Source organism: Leptolyngbya sp. FACHB-60, assembly GCF_014695775.1.
Taxonomy (GTDB): domain Bacteria; phylum Cyanobacteriota; class Cyanobacteriia; order Phormidesmidales; family Phormidesmidaceae; genus Nodosilinea.
Window position 1 is genome coordinate 58980 of record NZ_JACJOX010000008.1, and the last position, 17719, is coordinate 76698.

15 protein-coding genes are annotated in these 17719 nt (G+C 57.2%); 5 read left to right on the top strand and 10 right to left on the bottom strand.

The window, feature by feature from the left end:
* The first annotated feature begins 24 nt into the window (after positions 1-24).
* On the top strand, positions 25-2640 hold the full coding sequence (gene clpB / locus H6F57_RS01625; RefSeq protein ID WP_190630449.1) for an ATP-dependent chaperone ClpB: 2616 nt from the start codon (positions 25-27) through the stop codon (positions 2638-2640).
* Between the two features lie 355 nt (positions 2641-2995).
* Positions 2996-3640: a late competence development ComFB family protein gene (locus H6F57_RS01630; RefSeq protein WP_190630451.1), complete on the top strand. Its 645-nt coding sequence runs from the start codon at positions 2996-2998 to the stop codon at positions 3638-3640.
* 141 nt (positions 3641-3781) lie between these two features.
* On the opposite strand, the gene H6F57_RS01635 is transcribed toward H6F57_RS01630, so the two are convergent.
* Genes H6F57_RS01635 through H6F57_RS27075 form a run of 3 tightly spaced genes read right to left on the bottom strand, consistent with a single transcriptional unit; the run spans position 3782 to position 6754 of the window.
* Complete coding sequence (locus tag H6F57_RS01635) at positions 3782-5017, bottom strand: tetratricopeptide repeat protein (protein ID WP_190630453.1); 1236 nt, start codon at positions 5015-5017, stop codon at positions 3782-3784.
* Positions 5017-6411 (bottom strand): argininosuccinate lyase, encoded by a 1395-nt coding sequence (argH, locus tag H6F57_RS01640; protein ID WP_190630455.1) that lies wholly within the window; start codon positions 6409-6411, stop codon positions 5017-5019. Before argH ends, H6F57_RS01635 begins: the two co-directional genes overlap by 1 nt.
* 16 nt (positions 6412-6427) lie before the next feature.
* Complete coding sequence (locus H6F57_RS27075) at positions 6428-6754, bottom strand: hypothetical protein (RefSeq protein WP_199289931.1); 327 nt, start codon at positions 6752-6754, stop codon at positions 6428-6430.
* Between the two features lie 20 nt (positions 6755-6774).
* Between H6F57_RS27075 and H6F57_RS01650 the strand changes: the two genes are divergently transcribed.
* Positions 6775-8508, top strand: a complete 1734-nt coding sequence (locus H6F57_RS01650) for an ABC transporter permease subunit (protein WP_190630458.1) — start codon at positions 6775-6777, stop codon at positions 8506-8508.
* A gap of 89 nt (positions 8509-8597) precedes the next feature.
* On the opposite strand, the gene H6F57_RS01655 is transcribed toward H6F57_RS01650, so the two are convergent.
* On the bottom strand, positions 8598-8876 hold the full coding sequence (locus tag H6F57_RS01655) for a hypothetical protein (RefSeq protein ID WP_190630459.1): 279 nt from the start codon (positions 8874-8876) through the stop codon (positions 8598-8600).
* 485 nt (positions 8877-9361) lie between these two features.
* On the opposite strand from H6F57_RS01655, the gene H6F57_RS01660 reads away from it, so the two are divergent.
* Complete coding sequence (locus H6F57_RS01660; protein WP_190630461.1) at positions 9362-9583, top strand: DUF4327 family protein; 222 nt, start codon at positions 9362-9364, stop codon at positions 9581-9583.
* A gap of 36 nt (positions 9584-9619) precedes the next feature.
* On the opposite strand, the gene H6F57_RS01665 is transcribed toward H6F57_RS01660, so the two are convergent.
* Positions 9620-10516: a DUF72 domain-containing protein gene (locus H6F57_RS01665; RefSeq protein ID WP_190630463.1), complete on the bottom strand. Its 897-nt coding sequence runs from the start codon at positions 10514-10516 to the stop codon at positions 9620-9622.
* 192 nt (positions 10517-10708) lie between these two features.
* Between H6F57_RS01665 and H6F57_RS01670 the strand changes: the two genes are divergently transcribed.
* The gene (locus tag H6F57_RS01670; protein WP_190630465.1) at positions 10709-11599 is read left to right on the top strand and encodes a polyphosphate kinase 2 family protein; all 891 of its coding nucleotides are present in this window, start codon (positions 10709-10711) and stop codon (positions 11597-11599) included.
* Between the two features lie 54 nt (positions 11600-11653).
* Here the strand turns inward: H6F57_RS01670 and H6F57_RS01675 are convergent, their stop codons facing one another.
* The 5 genes from H6F57_RS01675 to sufD all read right to left on the bottom strand — a co-directional run bounded on the left by H6F57_RS01675 (position 11654) and on the right by sufD (position 17708).
* A complete protein-coding gene (locus H6F57_RS01675; RefSeq protein ID WP_190630467.1) occupies positions 11654-13027 on the bottom strand; it encodes an AtzE family amidohydrolase in 1374 nt (457 codons plus the stop codon).
* Positions 13024-13221, bottom strand: coding sequence for a DUF4089 domain-containing protein (locus tag H6F57_RS01680; protein ID WP_190630469.1), 198 nt, complete (start codon positions 13219-13221; stop codon positions 13024-13026). The genes H6F57_RS01675 and H6F57_RS01680 overlap by 4 nt, the downstream gene beginning before the upstream one ends.
* Positions 13218-14969: a dynamin family protein gene (locus tag H6F57_RS01685; RefSeq protein ID WP_190630470.1), complete on the bottom strand. Its 1752-nt coding sequence runs from the start codon at positions 14967-14969 to the stop codon at positions 13218-13220. Before H6F57_RS01685 ends, H6F57_RS01680 begins: the two co-directional genes overlap by 4 nt.
* 125 nt (positions 14970-15094) lie before the next feature.
* Complete coding sequence (locus H6F57_RS01690; protein ID WP_190630473.1) at positions 15095-16366, bottom strand: SufS family cysteine desulfurase; 1272 nt, start codon at positions 16364-16366, stop codon at positions 15095-15097.
* A gap of 28 nt (positions 16367-16394) precedes the next feature.
* On the bottom strand, positions 16395-17708 hold the full coding sequence (gene sufD, locus H6F57_RS01695; protein ID WP_313933668.1) for a Fe-S cluster assembly protein SufD: 1314 nt from the start codon (positions 17706-17708) through the stop codon (positions 16395-16397).
* Positions 17709-17719: the final 11 nt, after the last annotated feature.

The following is a 17719-nucleotide window of genomic DNA, read 5'->3' on the forward strand; positions in this document are numbered from 1 at the left end:
GAGTAGTTCGAGAGAGCGAAGCCTATGCAACCCACCCAAAGCCAATTTACTGAAAAAGCCTGGGATGCCATTGTGCGATCGCAGGATATTGCCAAGCAGTCCCAGCAGCAGCAGATCGAGAGTGACCACCTGATGCTGGCGCTGCTTGATCAAGACGGTCTAGCCAGCAGCATTTTTGCCAAGCTGGGAGTGAACGGACAGGTGCTGCGCGATCGCACTGAAGCCTTTATCAACGGCCAGCCCAAGGTTTCGGGCACTGGCTCGTCGGTATACCTGGGCAAATCGCTCGATGCCCTGCTTGACCGGGCCGACAGGTACAAAAAAGACTACGGTGACGAATATATTTCTATCGAGCACCTAATTTTGGCTTACCCTGGCGACATCCGCTTTGGTAAAGCACTGTTTCAAGATTTAGGCTTGAGCGAAGCCAAGCTCAAGCAGGTCATTCAAGATATTCGAGGCACCCAAAAAGTGACCGACCAAAACCCCGAAGGCAAGTATCAATCCCTCGAAAAATATGGGCGCGACCTCACCGATGCCGCCCGTCGAGGCAAGCTCGACCCCGTAATTGGCCGCGACGATGAGATTCGCCGCACCATCCAGATTCTCTCTCGCCGCACCAAAAATAACCCGGTGCTGATCGGTGAGCCGGGGGTGGGTAAAACTGCGATCGCCGAAGGTCTAGCCCAGCGCATCGTCAGCGGCGACGTGCCCCAATCCCTTAAAGATCGCCAGCTGATCGCCCTCGATATGGGCGCGTTAATTGCCGGGGCCAAGTATCGCGGCGAGTTTGAAGAGCGCCTCAAAGCCGTGCTCAAAGAAGTCACCGATTCCGAAGGGCAGATCGTTCTCTTTATCGACGAAATTCACACCGTAGTGGGGGCCGGGGCCACCCAGGGGGCCATGGACGCGGGCAACCTGCTAAAGCCCATGCTGGCTCGGGGTGAGTTGCGCTGCATCGGCGCAACGACGCTGGATGAGTACCGCAAATACATCGAAAAAGACGCCGCCCTAGAACGCCGCTTTCAGCAGGTGTACGTTGACCAGCCTACGGTAGAAGATACTATCTCAATTTTGCGCGGCCTTAAAGAACGCTACGAGCTGCACCACGGGGTAACTATTTCTGACAATGCGTTAGTAGCTGCTGCAACACTTTCAACGCGGTATATCAGCGATCGCTTCCTGCCTGACAAGGCGATTGATCTGATGGATGAAGCTGCCGCCAAACTCAAGATGGAGATTACCTCAAAGCCCGAGGAACTGGATGAACTCGATCGCAAAATTCTTCAGCTTGAAATGGAACGGCTGTCGCTGAGGAAAGAAATTGATCCAGCCTCTCTGGAGCGCTTAGAGCGCATTGAGAAAGAACTGGCCGACCTTAAAGAACAGCAGAGCGCCCTAAATGCTCAATGGCAGTCTGAGAAAGATGTAATTGACCACATTCAGGCTATTAAGGAAAGCATTGACCAGGTAAATATTGAGATGCAACAGGCAGAGCGTGAGTATGATCTCGAACGCCTCGCTAAGTTACAGAACGGTAAGCTCATGGAGCTTCATCGTGAGCTGGAAGGAGCTGACACCAAACTCAAAGACACCCAGACCACAGGCAAAACTCTGCTGCGCGAAGAGGTAACTGAAGCAGACATTGCCGAAATCATCTCCAAGTGGACGGGCATTCCGGTCAGCAAGCTAGTGCAGTCGGAGATGCAGAAGCTCTTGCTGCTCGAAGACGAACTGCACCAGCGGGTGATCGGTCAGGAGGAAGCAGTGACGGCGGTGGCCGATGCGATTCAGCGATCGCGGGCTGGCCTCGCCGACCCCAACCGACCGATCGCCAGCTTCATCTTCCTTGGCCCCACTGGCGTGGGCAAAACTGAGCTAGCTAAAGCCCTAGCGGCCTATCTGTTTGACACCGAAGAGGCCCTGGTGCGCATCGACATGTCGGAATACATGGAGAAGCACGCCGTCTCGCGCCTGATCGGTGCACCTCCGGGCTACGTCGGTTATGACGAAGGCGGTCAGCTCACTGAGGCCATTCGCCGCCGCCCCTTCGCGGTGATTCTGTTTGACGAGATTGAAAAGGCCCACCCCGACGTGTTTAACGTCATGCTGCAAATTCTTGACGACGGCCGTGTCACCGATGCCCAAGGCCGCACGGTGGATTTCAAAAACTCCATCATCATCATGACCAGCAACATCGGCTCCCAATTCATTCTCGACGTGGCCGGCGACGACGCCCAGTACGACGAAATGAAGTCGCGGGTGATGGATGCCCTGCGGGGTAACTTCCGGCCCGAGTTTCTCAACCGGGTGGATGAAATGATCATCTTCCACGGGTTGCTCAAGTCGCAGCTGCGGGAAATTGTCAAACTGCAAGTTGCCCGGCTCGAAGACCGGCTCGAAGACCGCAAGATGGCAGTCAAACTTAGCGAATCAGCCCTCGACTTTTTGGCTGAAGTTGGCTACGACCCCGTCTATGGGGCGCGTCCGCTGAAGCGGGCCATCCAGCGCGAGCTGGAAACTCAAATCGCCAAGTCAATTCTGCGCGGCGAGTTTGGTGAAGGCGACACCATTCATGTGGATGTCGAAAATGAGCGGCTTGCCTTTAGACGACTTAACGCCGACCTGCTAAAGGTTTAACTGCCTGACGCATAGGGAAAGCGGCCCTTCCCTTTCCCTATGCTGTAAATCTTTGAAACAAGCCGCAGCGTTTTGAAGGGCTACGGTTGCGCGGTTTCATCTAGTTTTGGCAGTATAGCTGCATGGGCATTTTCACCGACAGCGCTAGTATAGAGGCTCAGATATTCTTCAGTAGGTTCCCGGAATCTATTTGGGCACACTGTTGCTATAGCAGTATGCCATTCAGTGCAGCTATCATCCGTCACACCTAATTTCGATTTGTGATTTCGGCAGCGAGTGACCAAACAGGAGCATCTTATGCAAACCAGAGTTTTCTGGCATTGCGCCGATTCATTCAATGCAAGTGGGGTTCCCTATGAAAATTGATCACGACGCTCCAAGACATGCCTACGTGAATGTAATGGAACTGCTCGTTTCTGAAGAGGTAGAAAAGCAGGTCAAAACCATGCAACCTCGCATGCTGAAGTATCTTAAGCGGGTAGAAGTTGAGACCTACGCCCTCAACCGCCTGCCGTCGCTCTACGCTTCTAGCGAGAAGGGTCGGCAGCTTCAGTATGAAAAAGCCAAGCGAGAACTCCATAACCAAATTAAAAGCGCGGTTCGCCAGGCCTTTGCCGCTGTGCAGGTCGACCCAATTCGGGCGTCTGAGCCGCTGCGCAACGAGCAAGACGACGCGGCCAGCATTGCCCTCACTACCCTACGAGATCTGCTTAAGCAGCCTGACCTCAATTGGGACGGAGTAATCAATCGCCTGCGATCCATGCTTGGCCGTCGTGGCGATCAACCGCCTACGGCCGCCCCGGCTCAAGAGCCTTCGCACCGCACCCGCTACCGCAACGATGCCCCTGAGGCAACCGCCCCCGGCACTGATCCTGACCACGGTCACCACTGGCGACCCGGCACCTATGGCTCTGAGGTTTCGTGGAAGAAAACCCACAATTCTGGCTCAGCCCCGTCAGGCTCTAATTTCGACTGGCATGACAATCGCTACTCTAAATAGAGAGACTTAGAACAGGCGATCGCAGCTTAGACGTTCAAGATGATTTCTGGGTCAGAACCTACCCTCTGAATAGGGGGAGTTCTTTCCTAGAAGTTTCTTCATCTCATACCCCAACGCAGAGCTTTTTGCGATGCTACGCATCTACATAAAGCCTGCCTGAGCCAGCATTAGAGGTGAGATGCCCAAAGCACTGACTCCTTTGCGCAGACCGGCAGCGGTAGCAGGGTCGGTGACCTCGTAAAGGGCGATCGATCGCTTAAAGGACTGCAACGCCTCGGGCAGTTGCCCTAGCTTGAACAGAGCTACCCCCAGATTTTGATGCGCCTCGGCATAGCTGGGGTTGAGGGCGATTGCCTGGCGGTAGGCGGCGATCGCCTCATCCAAATACCCTCTAGCGCGGTGGGCGGTGCCCAAGTTGTAGTGGGCGATCGCCAGATTTGGGTCAACCTCAATCGCCTGCTGAAACAATTCAATGGCCCCTTCCAGATCACCTTGGGCTTTTTTTAGGCTGCCGTAGTTAATCCACGCGCCCAGCTTGAGCATAGGGGGCACAGCTTCGGCTAGGGCAGCTTCGTAGTCGCTAGCGGCCTGGGTCGGTCGGTCGGCCTGGGCCAGGCCGCGGTGGTAGTGCAGCTCGTAGCGGGTCAGCTCATCTAAGGTGCCGGCTTGGGCCAGGGCGCGATCGAGCAGTGGTAGGGCCATCTCAGCCTGGTCAGACTCGACGTAAAGGGCCGCCAGTTTATTCAGTAGATAGCCGTCGTTAGGATGCTCTGCCAGGTAGCCTTCCATCGCTGTGCGGGCGCGATCGAACTTACCCCGCTGCACAACGACAGCCGGGTCATAGCCGGTGTGGTGCAGCGCCACCTCACCCAGGGTAACCACCTGCCAACGGGCATCCTGCGCTTGCAGCGCCGCCACGCTGTCATCTACGGTTTCGTGGTAGGGGCGGTTAAAGGTGATCTCGGGCAAGCGGCGAAAGCAGCGGGTGATCAGGGTGTAGGGAGCCTGGGGAGCACCCAGCTCTAGGCGCAGCAGGTTCACGGCCAGCACGTCTTCGGCGGCAATATCCCCCAAGGGTTGTCCCTGGTCGAGTTGTTTCAGCACTTGGGCAGTTTCGCTCAGCAGCACCTCGTCGGCGTCGAGCACCAGCACCCAGTCTCCTGTGGCGTGGCGCAGTGATTCATTGCGGGCGGCAGCGAAATCGTTTCCCCAGTCAAAGCTGTGGACTTTGGCTCCGTGAGATTGAGCGATCGCCACAGTGTCATCCACCGACCCCGTATCGACAACCACAATTTCGCCCACCACTCCCTGCACAGACTCAAGCGTGCGGGCCAGGGTAGTGGCCTCGTCCTTCACAATCATGCAGAGGCTAATCATCAGCCTTCTCCTAGGGCCTGGTTTGCCCGCGCGATCGCTTGGTGCACTTGGTCAAAGCCAGTGCCGCCGTAGCTGTTGCGAGCCGAGACCACTTGCTGGGGCGCGATCGCTGCGTAGATATCGTCTTCAAAGGCGGGGTGAATGGCCTGCCATTCTTCTAGGGTTAGCTCCCGCAGCAGCTTGTCTGCCGCCAGGGAAGTCTTCACCACCTTGCCCACCAGGTTGTAGGCCTCGCGGAAGGGCACACCCTTGGTGGCTAGGTAGTCAGCGACATCGGTGGCGTTGGAATAGTCTTCGTTCACCGCCTGGCGCAGGCGCAGCACTTGGAAATTGACTCCTTCAGCCAGCAGAATGGTCATGGCTTCCACGCAGCCGCGTACGGTGTTGACCGTGTCGAAGATCGCCTCTTTGTCCTCTTGCAGGTCTTTGTTGTAAGCCAGAGGCAGGCCTTTCATCATCACGAGCAAGCCTTGCAGATGGCCAAAGACGCGCCCGGTTTTGCCCCGCACCAGCTCGGGCACATCGGGGTTTTTCTTCTGGGGCATAATGCTGGAGCCGGTGGAGCAGCTGTCGTTGAGGGTGACAAAGCTAAACTCCTCCGACGCCCAAAGAATCATCTCTTCAGACAGGCGCGACAGGTGCACCATGATCAGGCTGGCGGCGCAGGCAAACTCGATCGCAAAGTCGCGATCGCTCACCCCATCCAGACTGTTGCCGTAGACCTTCTCAAACCCCAATAGCTCAGCCGAATACTGGCGATCGATGGGAAAGGTCGTCCCCGCCAAGGCACCGCAGCCCAGGGGCGAAATATTCACCCGCTTTTGCAGGTCGTGGAGCCGCTCCCAATCACGCTGGGCCATGTCGAAGTAGGCCAGCAGGTGGTGGGCTAAGCTCAGGGGCTGGGCGCGTTGAAGGTGGGTATAGCCTGGAACTAAGGTTTCCACATGTTCTTCGGCGAGGCTCAGCAGGGTTTGCTGGTACTGCCGTAGTTGGCCTTGGATGGCATCGATCTGGGCGCGCAGGTAGAGGCGCAGATCGGTGCCCACCTGGTCGTTGCGGCTGCGCGCCGTGTGCAGCTTTTTGCCCACATCGCCAATCATCTCCGTCAGCCGCCGCTCCACGGCAAAGTGTACGTCCTCTGCCTCGACACCGGGATTAAACTCGCCTCGACGGTACTCTTGGCGAATAGTCTCTAGGCCGGTGACGATCTGATCGCCCTCCTCGGGGCTAATAATCTCTGTTTTGACCAGCATTTTGGCGTGGGCCTCCGAGCCGGTGAGGTCGTACTCAATCAGCTGAATGTCGAAGCCAATGCTGGCGTTAAAGAGCGCGATCGCAGGATGCAGCGCTGTTTCAAAGCGCTGGCTCCAGGTTTGGGGAGAGGGCGTTTGCATTATTGTGCGGTCTGGTTTAGAAAGCGGTCAGGTTGCGAATGAAATATCCCAGCACAATACCGAAGAGCAGCGCCCACAACTGTCCTGACTCAACAAAATTGCTCCAAATTTCGACTATATCCCCCAAAATGTCTTGGTCAAACTGCTGGGCCAGCACTGGGGATAGCGCCTCTGTATCTACCGTAAATCCGGCCACTCCGGCCACGGCAGGTAGCTCAACTCCGGTAAAATAGCCGCTGAAACTGTCGCCATCGCCTAGGGTAATGGGGCGCAGCAGCTGGTCAATAGAGGGCAGAGAAGCATCTTGCGAAAGAAAACCGTGGGTCTGGAGCATGACATCCATAGCGGGGTGACGACCTGAGCATGGTTAACACCCAACAGACTATCACCATACCGCTGCGACCGAGCCTCTGGAACCCAAAAACCGCCAGCGCTTTCGGGGTTTTGGCGGCCCTGGCTTTGGCTGCCTACCAGGCAGGACTAGGGCGACCAGGGATAGACCTGATAAATCTAGGCGGGTGGCCCCAACTGCGAGAGTTTTTGGCCGCCAGCCTGCGCCCTGATCTAAGCCCTGAGTTTGTTGCTCTAATGGGCCGCGCCGCTTTAGTCACCCTGGCCTATGCGGTGCTGGGCACAGCCCTCAGCGTGGGACTAGGGATAGTGGGCGGGCTGCTTTCGTCAGCCGTGTGGTGGCAGACGGTATTCCCTGGCGAGGCTGGAGGTTTACGCCGAGGTATATGGCTAGGAGTGCGAGGGCTGCTGGCCTTTCCCCGCGCGATCCACGAGCTGATCTGGGGGCTGGTGCTGCTGCAAGTGCTGGGGCTGAACCCATTGGTAGGGGTGTTAGCGATCGCAATTCCCTTTGGGGCGATCGTCGCCAAAGTCTTCTCAGAAATTCTAGACGAGACGCCTCCTGAACCGCTCCACGCCCTGCTCAATGCTGGCGCACCGCCGCTCACTGCCTTTGTCTACGGACTGCTGCCCCAGGCGCTGCCCAACCTGCTCTCCTATACCTTTTACCGCTTTGAATGCTCCCTCAGAGCCTCCGCCGTTTTAGGGATAATCGGTGCTGGGGGGCTGGGTTACGAGATTTTCTTAAGCCTGCAATCGCTGCGCTATGAGCAGCTGTGGACGGGGTTCTACGCGTTGATTGTGCTTAACGGCGCGGTGGATGCCTGGAGTGCCGTAGTGCGTCGCCGCATGGGCTTCACTAGCCGCCTCGACATTAACCGCAAACCAGGCAATACCTCGTCTCGACCCGCCCTCAAAGCGCTTAGCCAAGACTGGTTTCTGCGGCTGTCGTGGATGGGGGCTATCCTGGCCGTGCCCCTGAGCTGGTGGTGGCTGCGGCTGGATATAGGAGTGCTGTGGTCGACCCGCACCCAGCGCCTCTTAGGTGAATTGTTGAGCACCGGCTGGCCACCCCTGCCGACCTGGGCCGAGGTGGTGAATTTAGCCCGGCTCTCCTGGCTGACGGTGGCGATGTCGATGGTTGCGATCGCCCTAGCAGGTCTTTTTGGCATACTCTTCTCGCTGCCCGCCGCCCAAAACTTTCTACTGCCGGGGGGGCTGCTGCGTCCCGTTGGCCAGCGGGGAAGATCTGCTTGGGTATCCTATACGCTGCTGGGCCTAAGTCGGCTCGTGCTATTGATCAGCCGCGCCATTCCTGCCCCTATCTGGGCGCTGGTGCTGCTCTACATGCTGTTCCCCGGCGTGCTGCCGGGGGCGCTGGCCCTCGCCCTGCACAACTTCGGCATCCTGGGTCGGCTAATGGCGGAGGTGAACGAAAATTTGGACGATCGCCCCGTGCGCGCCCTCAGCACCCTAGGGGCCAACCCCAGCGCGATCGTGGCCTACGGCATCTTGCCCCAAAACCTAGGCCGCTTTCTGGCCTACATTCTCTACCGCTGGGAAGTCTGCCTGCGCGAAACTGTGATCGTCGGCCTGGTTGGAGCCGGCGGTCTAGGCCGTTTGCTCACCGAGCAGATCAGCAGCTTCGACTACAGCGGCGTGATGATAACGCTAGGCGTTTTTGTAGTGCTGACTTTTGGGGTAGATGCAGTGAGTCAGCGGCTGCGGGGGATTTTAAGGGAGTGAGAGGGTGGAGAGTGAGGGGTAGGGGGTAGGGTGATGGCGCTAATCAATTCTCTGTCACCCATTTACTCCCCACTCCCTACCCCCCACCCTCACTCACTCCGCCAATCGGGACACCCCCCACCCCCCTGCCACCCCTGGGGATGGATTGCGCACACCAGCGTACAGCGCTTGGCTTGGCTAGTTCCGTAGGCGATGCCGTGGTAGTTGGTGCAGCCCTGGCAGGGTTGGGGACGAGCCGGCGGTAGAGATTGAAAGCCGACCTGCGATCGCAAAATTTGCTGCTTGCTCTGCCGCCGATGCCACTGCTCGTAGGCGCGGCGGCGGCATAAATCGTTGGCCCGGTGAAAGAGTTCGTCGGTTACGCTCACGACCGATTCTCCCGGTAGAGGGTGGATGGCGCAGGTTGGCACCGGCGGCGACTTGGGTGGAGGCCAAGGGAGCGGGCCAGCCGCTAACCTAGGCAATGCCAGTGTCGGCACTAGATCTAGACTACCTAACCGAGCCGGACGATTCCGAAAAAATTAAAGGGTCGCAATGTCGCGCCGCTGGTGCTGTGATCCAAGCCAGGGCTAAGGGAAGGCTTAAGGAGATAGTCTAGCGCCTTGCTATGCGGTATTCGCATAGACTTTGACAAAAACTGCATGTAACAGCATTGTCACACTTGTAGAGTGTGCTAATGGGAAAATTACAGCATTTGTTAATGGCACCGCTGAAGGATTAAGGCGAGAATAAGCAAGAGCTGCTAGCCAAATCCTTAAAACTATCAGTAAACTAGGATACGGAATCTAAAGATTCTTGTCTGGCTTACTTGACTTTTACCTTTGCAGCTCCTCCGTCGTTACTGGGTTTAGCTATGCTTCAGTCCCTCCACTACTCCATCGATCTCATCCGTGACGAGGCTCGACAGCTGGTTCAAAAGGGTGTGGTTAGCCGTCAGCAACCGATTTATACGCTTTGCCGCCACATCCCCGCTCGTGAATGGGCGCTGGTGGAAACCGAGCTCGAGTCTTCAGGGTTTTTGCTGCGCGATCGCGTTGGCGATCTCATGGGCCGCGAAGATTGGGAAAATGACTAGCTATAGCTGAGCTGTCGCCTAATTAGAGTTATTTATTCATCCAAACAAACTGAGCTGGGCCGAGGAGTTGTCTTCCTCGGCTTTTTGTTGTTCGGCTACATCCCATAGCAGAGGGGGCAGAGCAACCCCAGCCTGCTGAAGCTGGTGGTAGACCTCGCGGGCCACCATTGGCGATCTGGCCTCTTGAGGACAGTGGGCAAAGAAATATACGTCGGTACCAACCTTCAGCCACTGACACAGCCGGGGCACCCATTCATCGAAATAGGTTTGGTTGTAGGCCAAGTCGGGATGACTGATGTAACGAACGATTGTGAACGGAGCCGTCACCTCGGGCTGGAGCGGCACTCTGGGTTTCTTGCGCTCGGAGCCAATTTGAGGGTCGTCGTCGGGGGTGTCGATGCAGTCGTAGACGGGACGGGTATCCAGCAGCACCCGACCTACGCCCAGGCTGCTCAGCATTTGGTTTAGGCGAGTGCTGTGGGGTTCGGAGAACCAGTCGCGGTGGCGCACTTCTACGGCAATTGGATGAGTTTGCCGAGGCCAGCGGGTGAGAAATTCTCGCAGATCGACCAGCTGCTCGGGGCTGTAGGTCGGCGGCAGCTGAATGAACAGCGGCCCCAGCCGGTTTCCTAGAGGCATGAGGGTTTGCAGAAAGCGGTGAGACTCTTCTACAAAGGGCACCAGCTTGCCCTGGTGAGAGAAGGCGCGGGGCAGTTTGGGGCAAAACCGGAAGCTGGGGGGCATGGTGGCGGCCCAGCGATCGATAGTTTTGGCGTCGGGCATCGAGTAAAAGGTGGTGTTGCCCTCGACGGCGGTCATGCGATCGCCGTACAGCCGCAAAAAATCCCCTGACTTGCTGCCCTTGGGATAAAAGCTACCCACCCAGTCTTTAAACGCCCAAACCGCGCACCCCGTAAAATAAGCCCCCGCCATTGCTGCCGCCCCCGATTATCGGTTGTCTCCCAATTCTGACCTAACACAGCTATCTCTGGGGAGCGATAGGGGATGCCAGGGGTGGGGCACGAGTCGATAGGTTAAGGGTTGAGACACATAGAGGGCGGGCTCAGCCCAGGTTAGCTATGCTTTAGACCACATCTCTGGGGAAGATCACCACTAAGCATGTCCATGGACTCTAACTCGTTTCTCGCTGCCCTCAACCCAGACTCGATGGTGGTTAAGCCTAGCCGCCGAGTCAAGCTCAAAGACTTTGACTCCAGCTTTACTGGCGGCTTTAACAAAAAAACGGCCAAAGAGCTTTTGCAGCAGAGCGTTGAAGAACTGTCCAGCTACCAAAATGTGCTCTATGCCCAAAACACCTATGCACTGCTGCTGATATTTCAGGCTATGGATGCGGCGGGTAAAGACAGCACCATCAAACATGTGATGTCGGGGGTCAACCCCCAGGGCTGTCAGGTATTTAGCTTTAAGCAGCCCTCTAGCGAAGAGCTAGATCACGACTACCTATGGCGATCGTTTAAAGCCCTGCCCGAGCGCGGCAACATCGGCATTTTCAACCGTTCCTACTACGAAGAGGTGCTGATAGTGCGGGTGCACCCTGCGTTGCTAGACCAGCAGCAGCTACCCCAGAGCACTTTGGGCAAAGATATTTGGCAGCAGCGCTTTGAGGAGATCAACAACTTTGAAAAGTATCTGGTTAACAACGGCATCGTGGTGATGAAGTTCTTCCTCAACGTCTCTAAGGAAGAACAGAAGAAACGGTTTCTAGAACGCATCGATCGCCCCGAGAAAAACTGGAAATTTTCCATCGCTGATGTGCAAGAACGGGGCCATTGGAAGGACTACATGGCCGCCTACGAAGGCACGTTTACCCACACCAGCACCGACTGGGCTCCCTGGCACATTATCCCGGCCGACAACAAGTGGTTTACCCGACTGGCGGTGGCCAGCCTGGTGTGTCAAAAGCTGAAGTCCCTCAACCTGGCCTTTCCTGTGCTAGAGGACAACCACATGGAGCGGCTGCATGAGGCGAGAGTGATGTTGGAGAGTGAGGAGTAGCAGGATGAGGGGATGGGAAGGGTGGGGAGATGGGGAAGGTGGGGGAGGAGAAATTCATCCTCTCACCATTCCCTTGCCCACCAACCACGCAGCTACCCGAAATAACTTCGCTTCCTGATAGGGGGCGGCAATCAGTTGAATGCCGACGGGAAGTTGCCCCGGACGGTGAATGGGTACTGACAATACAGGCAGCCTAATAAAGGAAAGGGGCTGGGTGTAAAAGCCTAGGTGAGGACGCAAGGGGTAGGTTTCGCCGTCAATGTCTAGGGTAGTTTGGTCGAGGGGCGGGGCCACGCAGGGGGTGGTGGGGGTGATTAGGACATCGTAATTCTGGAAGACCTCGCGGACGCGATCGCGGTACCACCGCCGCAGCCTTTGAGCCTGCAAATACCAGGCGGCAGGGAGCATGGCCCCGGCGAGGAAGCGATCGCGCGTCGCCGGGTCAAACTCCATCGGACTCTGCCGCAGGCGATCGAGGTGGAGTTGGCTGCCCTCGCAGGCGGTGATGATATAAGCAGCAGCCCTGGCTCGGTGGGTTTCGGGAAATTCCACCACCTCAGAAATCCCCAATGACTGGATCACCTCAGCCAGCACGTCCCGTACAAGAGGTTCCATCCCGCGAGCAAAGTGTCCTCCCAATTGAGCGATTCGCAGGCCCTCAATGCCTTGGGTGAGGGATGGGGTGACGAGTTCTGGGGGCCGTTGGGTACAGACGGGGTCAGCAGGGTCTGGCCCCTGCATCACGTCGTAGAGGGTGGCGAGGTCGGGGAGCGATCGCGCCAACGGCCCCACATGATCCAAACTGTTCGAAAACAAAAATGCTCCGGCCCGCGACAGCCGCCCGTAAGTAGGCTTCAGCCCATACACTCCGCACAGCGAGGCGGGCACCCGAATCGAGCCATTGGTGTCAGACCCCAGGGTGAAGGGGACTAGGCCTGCTGCCACTGCCGCCGCCGATCCACCAGAAGACCCGCCCGCCATGCGGGTGGGATCGTGGGGGTTGGGGGTAGTGCCAAAGTGGGCGTTGATGGTGACAAAGCCGTAGGCATACTCATCCATATTCAGCGCGCCAACCAGCACTGCTCCGGCCTGCTCTAACCGCGCCACAACGGTGGCATCCTGCATCGCTGGGGGATTCCCCTGATTAAGCTTGGCCCCTGCGACGGTGGTGATGCCCTCAATGTCGAACAGATTTTTGACCGCAAAGGGAACCCCGGCCAGGGGGCCAAGGTCTTCGCCTGCGGCGATCGCATCGTCAATGTCCTGGGCCTGCGATCGCGCCCTGGCCGCCGTCACCGCCGTAAAACAATTCAAGGTTGGATTGCGCACGGCAATATCCGCCAGCGTTGCCTCCAACACAGTCACAGCAGATAGGCTTCCGGCTTTAATAGCAGCGACCAAGGCCAAAGCATCGGGCGGTTGGGTCATGGCTCAAAGGTGGCGGCGCTTTCTACGGTGTCGGGTAGGGGAAACGTGAGGACAGGTTGGGCGATCGCAAAAATATGCTCCACATTCGCCACTACCCCCGCCTTAATCTCGTCGGGAAGGCTCAGCCCTAGCGTTGCCGCCATCAGATCTACATAAGTAGCGGTGTCAAAAGAGTTCGAGGGCTCAGGCGTCATGACCGCTTCTCTGCCCCGGCTTCACCCAACACCTTAGAGCTAAACAACGCCGTTGCCTCCTGCTTAATCGCAGTGTATTGGTCAACCACCGGCTGTACCGCCTCTTCTTCGCGCTCCACGTAGTCATAGAACTGGGTAAAGATGCGCTCCACTTCTTCGTAGATCAGCCCCAGCTTTTCGTTTAGGCGGCTGGCCACCTCCTGCTGAAAGCGATCTTTTTCACTGTCTAGCGCCTGCTCAAACTTGGCAATAATTCGGTTGCGCTGCCAGAGAATGCCGATCGCCAGCACCACCACCCCCACCCCGGCAAAGGCAATGCCAATGGCGCTAAGAATGGCCTCGGCAATCGTAAACTCAAGGATGTGCAGAATAGTGCCCGCCACCGCCATAATTGCGCCGCCGACAATTTCGTTGGCCATGTCGCCTGCCTGGGTAGACAGCACATCGCCAAAGCCCTGGTCGGCCATCAGATTCTTAACCTTCGCCATCACGCTTTCGATCACCTCTTGGCGACGCTCTAGCACCTTGAGCGAAATGTGGCTGCTTTCAATGCGCTGGGTTTTAACGCTCTCCAGGTCTTGGTTGAGCCCATCAAACAGCTGGCGAATGCCGTCGACAAAGTGCTGCGCGCCCTCATTTGAGGCTTCTTCTAACGACTCGCGTAGGTCGCGGGCGCAGCGCTCCTGAAACTCGTCTATCCAGGCCTGCATCGACTCATTATGGTTGAAGATGCCGACGAAGGAGCGCCGCATCACCATCAGCACCGACAGACTCTCGCGAAAGTCGCGCTTAATGCGAGCCGAAATAATTTCGTAGCGGGCTGCCAAGCGGTCGGCCAGAGTGTTGATTTCGTAGCGCGATCGCCCCCGACCCGCATCGATCTTAGAGCGAATGCTCTGGGATGTGGCGCGATCGGCAACTAGCTGCCGACTCAGCGCCTCCACATCACTATTCAGCAGGTCAATAATCTGCTGGGTGGTCTGGCTCACCGATCGCAGCTTAATCTTGTAGCTCTCCCCCGACGACACCATCGCTTGAATGTATTGGCGCACCGGCTCAAAACCGCTGTTGGCTGTGTCGCCCTCCTGCTCTAGCGCCGCCGAGGTGGGAAAGATGATCGGCGCTTTGATCTGCTTCTGGTAGGCGTATTCTTTCACCCGATCGATGTTGGTTTGCAGATCGGCGGGGCGCAGCAGATCGGCCTGCTGAAGAATGAACACCACCTTTTTGCGCCATTCAGCGCTGACAAAATCGAGAAAATCCCAGGCGCTTTTTTGGTAGGGGTTTTTGGCAAACAGCACGAAAAACGTCAGGTCGCTATTGGGAATGTAGCGCTCGGTGATGATCTGATGCTCGGCCACCACCGTGTTGGTGCCCGGCGTATCCACAATCGAAATGTCTTGCAGAATGGGGATCGGTCGCCCGATCTTGCGCAGGTTAGGCTCGACCTGTTCGACGAATTCTTGCTCAGCGTAAATAATCTGCTGAATCGAGTCGGTGCACGGCTCAATATCGGTGGCACACACCTCAGCGTCGAGCAGGGCGTTGACAAAACTGCTCTTGCCCGCCTTGACCTCGCCTACCACCACAAATAAAAATGGCTCGTTGATGTTGCGGCGCAGGCTGTGGGTGGTGCGCTGCAAGTCAGGGTTGTTAATGGTGGTAGCCAGGGCCTGCACACGTTCCAGCAGATGATCCAAATCGGCCCGGTAAACCTGAAGCGCTTGGTTAACAATTTTGCTGGCCACGGCAGTTTTTCCCCAACGTCTCTATTCACGCCCCAGTGGGCACAGCATAAAACACCCGCCTACCCTCAAAGTACCGCATGGTCAGAGGTTTGGGCCTATTTTAAGCCGATAGAAATAGGCCATTCTTAATCGTCGTCTTCAAACACGCCCTTGAAAAAGTCGATGGTGTCTTTGAGCGCAGCGATAAAGCTGTCGATTTCGGCTTTGGTGTTGTAGAAATAGAGACTCGCCCGAGCAGTGGAGTCTACGTCTAAAACACGGTGCAGCGGCTGGGTGCAGTGGTGGCCTGAGCGAATGGCAATGCCCGACTGATCCAGTAGGGTAGATAAGTCTTGCGCGTGGACGCCCTCAACAGTGAAGGTAGCCAGGGCAGCCCGTCCGCTGCCGTCAGCCTGGGGAAGCGGGCCATAGAGGGTGACTTCAGGAATGGTCTGTATTTGCTGATACAGGTAGGCCGTCAGCTCGTGCTCGTAGGCAGCGATGTTGTCCATGCCCAGGGTCGAGAGATAGTCTACGGCTGCCCCTAAGGCGATCGCCTCTGCGATCGCCGGTGTGCCTGCCTCAAACTTATGGGGCAGCGCTGCGTAGGTGGAGTGGTCCAAAAACACGTCGGCGATCATTTCGCCACCACCCATAAAGGGGGGCATGGCCTCCAGTACCTCCAGCTTGCCGTAGAGGAACCCGATGCCGGTAGGGGCACACATCTTGTGGCCCGAGGCAACGAACCAGTCGCAGCCTAGGGCAGGCAAGTTAAGCGGCAGGTGGGGCGCGCTTTGGCAGCCGTCGATTAGCACCTTAGCCCCGTGGTGGTGGGCAAGGTCGATAATCTCTTCTACTGGGTTAATGCAGCCCAAGGTGTTGGAAACATGGTTGACCGTCACCAGACGAGTCTTGTCATTGACCATCTCACGGTATTGGTCTAGGTCAAAGGATTGATCAGCGGTTAGCCCCACAAACTTGAGCACCGCTCCGGTACGCTGGGCCACAAACTGCCAGGGCACCAGGTTGCTGTGGTGCTCCATCACCGAGAGAATGATTTCATCCCCTGCTTGCAGTGTGCTCATGCCCCAGGCGTAAGCCACTAGGTTGATGGCTTCGCTGGCGTTGCGGGTAAACACAATCTCGTCGCGGCTGGTGGCCTTGACAAAGGCCGCAACTTTATCCCTCGCGCCCTCGTAGGACTCGGTGGCCCGAGCGCTGAGGTTGTGCACCCCCCGATGCACGTTGGCATTGTCGTTTTGGTAGTAGTGCTGTAGCGCGTCTAGCACCGCCTTGGGCTTTTGCGAGGTAGCGGCGTTGTCGAGGTACACCAGCGGCTGACCATTCACCTCCTGATGCAGAATCGGGAAGTCGGCACGAACCTTAGCGGCGAGGGTGAGTTCCTGGGCGACGGTCATAGGAGTGAGGGGGTGGATGGGTAGAGGGTCAGGACCACTGAGTGATGGTGGCAGCTAAGCGCGATCGCAGCGTTTCAACCGGTATCCTGTCTAAAATCTCCATAGCAAAAGCATAGATCAGCAATCGCTGGGCTTGGGGAGCATTAATGCCGCGACTTTGCAGGTAAAAAATCTCGTCCGACTGAAGCTGGCTCACCGTCGCTCCGTGGGCGCACTTGACGTTGTCGGCCACGATTTCGAGCTGGGGTTTAGTATCTACGCGAGCGGTATCAGACAGCAGCAGGTTGCGGTTGAGCTGGCTAGCATTGGTGAGCTGGGCTTTTTGAGCTACAGCCATGCGTCCGTTAAAAACGCTGTGGGCTTTGCCATCCACAATGGCCTTGTGCTCTTGTTCCACGGTCCCATGAGGGTGGCTTAGGGCCACCAAACTGTGGGTATCGGTGTGCTGGGTGCCAGTAATCGCCCCCAATCCGTAGATCCTGGTGGTGGTTTGCTCGCCGGTTTGGTAGACCTCCCAGTTGTGGCGGGCCAGTTTGGCCCCAAACCCGGCAGCGGTGCCGATGTACTGGCTATCGCGGGCCTGGGTTACCACAGTCTTGCCGATGTGGAAGGTGCCCGCCCCTTCTCGCTCGATGCGGCTATGGGTAATTTGGGCGTTGGCGTCGAGCCACAACTCGGTGACGGCATTGGTGAAGTGGGTTGCCGTTGAATTGCCCCAGTAGTCTTCCACTAAGGTAAGGACGCTACCCGACTCAGCCACCACTAAACAACGGGGCTGAACGAGCAGAGCATCGCCTTGGGTCTGGGACAGGTAAATAATTTGAATCGGGGTTTCAACCACCTGGTTGCGAGGCAGCCAAACCACCACGACATCGGCAAAGCCCACGGTGTTTAGGGCTGTAAACACTTCGTGATTGCCGCTGGTCTGGGCGAGGCGATCGGCCAATTGGCTTTGAAGTTCGGGGCGATCGCCCAGCGAACCAACAATCGCCCCCTCTGGCAACCCATTGAGTTGAGACAGCTCACGGCTGACTCGTCCGTTAACGACCACCACCTGAGCGCCAGCGGTTTCTGGCAGGCGCAGCTCAGCGATATCAGCCTCAGTGACAGAAGGCTCCCCAGCGGTGGCAAAGTCGATGCCTAACATTGCCGACAGGTCAGTGAAGCGCCAGTCTTCCTGCCGGGTTGAGGGAAAGGTTTGCTCGTTGAGGAAGGAGGCGGCGCGCAATCGCACCTCCGCCAGGGCCAGGTTCTCGGGCAACGCTGCCTGGGCGGTCTGCACCAGCCCCTTCAGGTAAGCATCGCGCTGGTCAGCCGTTTTTAGCACGCTCACGTCAGACACAGAACTCGCCA